Source organism: Pseudomonas sp. (assembly GCF_050739655.1).
In the GTDB taxonomy this organism is placed as follows: domain Bacteria; phylum Pseudomonadota; class Gammaproteobacteria; order Pseudomonadales; family Pseudomonadaceae; genus Aquipseudomonas.
Map to the genome: position 1 here is coordinate 1 of NZ_JBOIBY010000363.1, position 2,996 is coordinate 2,996.

The 2,996-nt window shown below is 57.6% G+C and carries 4 protein-coding genes; all 4 read right to left on the minus strand.

Features of this window, described 5'->3' with window-relative positions:
• The coding region (gene cyoE, locus ACRESJ_RS17425) for a heme o synthase (protein ID WP_431759010.1) at window positions 1–730 on the minus strand (730 nt) is incomplete at its 3' end.
• An 11-nt stretch (window positions 731–741) separates the two neighbouring features.
• Window positions 742–1,080: a cytochrome o ubiquinol oxidase subunit IV gene (gene cyoD / locus ACRESJ_RS17430; protein ID WP_431759011.1), complete on the minus strand. Its 339-nt coding sequence runs from the start codon at window positions 1,078–1,080 to the stop codon at window positions 742–744.
• Entirely contained in the window at window positions 1,081–1,707 is a 627-nt protein-coding gene (locus ACRESJ_RS17435) for a cytochrome o ubiquinol oxidase subunit III (RefSeq protein ID WP_431759012.1), read from the minus strand. It abuts the gene before it with no gap.
• A 3-nt stretch (window positions 1,708–1,710) separates the two neighbouring features.
• Window positions 1,711–2,996 (minus strand): cbb3-type cytochrome c oxidase subunit I (locus ACRESJ_RS17440; protein WP_431759013.1); only part of this gene is annotated, 1,286 nt, incomplete at its 5' end.

Genomic DNA, 2,996 nt, shown 5'->3' on the forward strand with positions numbered 1-2,996 from the left:
AGTACATGCCCATGGCCGCGGCGACGGCGAGGTAGCTCATGCCGGCGTAGCCGCTGAAGGTCAGCATCAAGGTCGCCACGAGGAAGGCCAGGATGTAGATCAGGATGTGCTTCTTGGCCACCTGGATTCCGCGCTTCACTGGCAGCACCGGGATCGATGCGGCCAGGTAATCGTTGAAGCGGAAGATCGCGATGGCGTAGGAATGCGGCATCTGCCACAGGCTGAACATCACCAGCAACGTCAGTGCTGCCACGTCGAAGGTGTTGCTCACCGCGACGTAGCCGATGACCGGCGGCATGGCGCCCGACAGGCTGCCCACCAGCGTGCCGTGAACCGACTTGCGCTTGAGGTACAGGCTGTAGAGGCCGACGTAGATCACGAAGCCGATTACGGCGAACAACGCAGCCAACGGGTTAGCCACCTTGTACAGCAACGCAACGCCGGCAACACCCAGGACGGTCGCATAGGCCAGGGCCAGTTTCAGGGAGATGAGGCCCTGGACCAGCACACGGTTCTTGGTGCGTTCCATCTTCAGGTCGATGTCGCGGTCGATGCAGTTGTTGAACACGCAACCGGAAGCAACCACCAGGGACGTGCCGATCATGGCGGCCAGGAAAATGGCCAGATCGACATGCCCTTTGGAGGCCAGGAAGAATCCGCCTGCCACAGAAAGCACGTTACCGAAAATGATCCCCGGTTTGGTGATTTGGATAAAGTGCTTGAAGGACATGCGGATTTACCTCACTTCGCCATCATGAACGTGTGGATGCTGAACATGATCCAGATCGACAGACCAACCAGCAGGACAATCACGATCGCGGCGAAAACAAACGCAATCACGTTGTTACGCTGTGCAGCCGAGCGGTCCAGGTGCAGGAAGTACACCAGGTGCACCAGCACCTGGATCACGGCGAAAGCCAGGACGATCAACAGCGTGATCGACTTCGGCAGTGTCGGGTACATCACCAGACCAAATGGGATCAGGGTCAGGATGACCGACAGGATGAAGCCAATGCCGTAGGACTTGACGCTGCCGTGGCTGCCGTCGTCGTGGCCATTGTGGGAATGAGCGTTAGCCATTTACATAGTCCCCATCAGATAAACAACGGTGAATACGCAGATCCACACCACGTCCAGGAAGTGCCAGAACAGGCTCAGGCAGCTCAGACGGGTCTTGTTGGTCGCCGTCAGGCCGTTTTTCTGCACCTGGTACATCATGATCGCCATCCAGATAAGACCGCTGGTCACGTGCAGACCGTGGGTACCCACCAGGGTGAAGAACGCAGACAGGAAGCCCGAACGGTTAGGACCGTAGCCCTCGGAGATCAACATGTGGAACTCGTTGATTTCCATGCCGATGAAGCCGGCACCGAACATGAAGGTCAGGGCCAGCCAGCCCAGGACCTGCTTCTTGTTACCACGGAAGAACGCCAGCATGGCGAAGCCGTAGGTGATCGAACTGAACAACAGCAGAGCGGTTTCGCCCAGCACGTAAGGCAGTTCGAAGATGTCGTGGCCCGACGGGCCACCCGCTACGTTGTTAACCAGTACCGCGTACGCTGCGAAGATCGACGCAAACAGAATGCAGTCGGTCATCAGGTAGAGCCAGAAACCGAATACGGTCATCTCGCCCGAGTCGTGGTGATGGTCATCGTGCCCATGGTCATGACCATGGGCGTGTCCAGCATTGGTCACTAAATTCGACATGGTTTAAGCCTGTTCCAACGAGGTTTCAACACGGGTGGTGGTGGCCCGGACTTTCCCGGCCGCTACCAGACGCTTGTGCTGCTCGGCTTCGATGCGCTCGATCACGTCGACCGGCACCATATAGCCTTGATCATCACGGGCCGCGTGGATCGCGAAGTAGATGACAGTGCCAGCCAGGCTCGCGATTGCCAGCCACCAGATGTGCCAGATCATCGCGAAACCGAACACGGTCAGCAGAGCGCCCATGACCACACCGGTAGCGGTGTTGTTAGGCATGTGGATCGGTTCGTACTTGGCCGGAGCCTTGTAAGCGGTACCGTTTTCCTTCGCTTCGGTGAACGGGTCGACAACGTCGGCTTTTGGCAGCACAGCGAAGTTGTAGAACGGTGGTGGCGAGGAGGTCGACCATTCCAGGGTGTGTGCATTCCACGGGTCGCCGTGTTCGCACATGTTCTCTGGCTTGTTACGGTCACGCACACTTACGTAGAGCTGGATCAGTTGGCAAGCGATACCCACGGCGATCATCACCGCACCGAACAAGGCAACGTACAGGTACGGTACCCACTCAGGGTTGGTGGTGGCGTTCAGACGACGGGTCATGCCCATGAAGCCCAGTACATAGAGCGGCATGAACGCGACGAAGAAGCCGGTGATCCAGAACCAGAATGCTGCCTTGCCCCAACCTTCGTGCAGCTTGAAGCCGAACGCTTTAGGGAAGTAGAACGCGAAACCTGCGATGTAACCGAATACCGCACCACCGATGATCACGTTGTGGAAGTGCGCGATCACGAACAGGCTGTTGTGCAGAACGAAGTCAGCACCCGGGATGGCCAGCAGTACGCCGGTCATGCCGCCGATGGCGAAGGTCACCATGAAGCCCAGGGTCCACAGAACCTGGCTGGTGAAGCGCAGACGGCCCTGGTAGATGGTGAACAGCCAGTTAAATAGCTTCACACCCGTCGGGATGGAAATCAGCATTGTCGCCAGACCGAAGAAGGCGTTGACGCTGGCACCCGAACCCATGGTGAAGAAGTGGTGCAGCCAAACCATGAAGCCCAGGATCGAGATTGCGCCCGATGCGTAGACCATGGAGTGGTGGCCGAACAGTTTCTTGCCGGTGAACGTCGAGATCACTTCCGAGAAGATGCCGAATGCCGGCAGGATCAGGATGTAAACCTCAGGGTGACCCCAAGCCCAGAACAGGTTGACGTACATCATCGGATTGCCACCAAGTTCATTGGTGAAAATGTGGAAATCCATGTAACGGTCAAGCGTCAGCAGTGCCAGGG

What these genes read in the sequence shown, in the direction of transcription:
- cyoD (WP_431759011.1), bottom strand. Translation starts at nt 1,080, where the DNA reads ATGGCTAACGCTCATTCCCACAATGGCCACGACGACGGCAGCCACGGC.
- ACRESJ_RS17435 (WP_431759012.1), bottom strand. Translation starts at nt 1,707, where the DNA reads ATGTCGAATTTAGTGACCAATGCTGGACACGCCCATGGTCATGACCAT.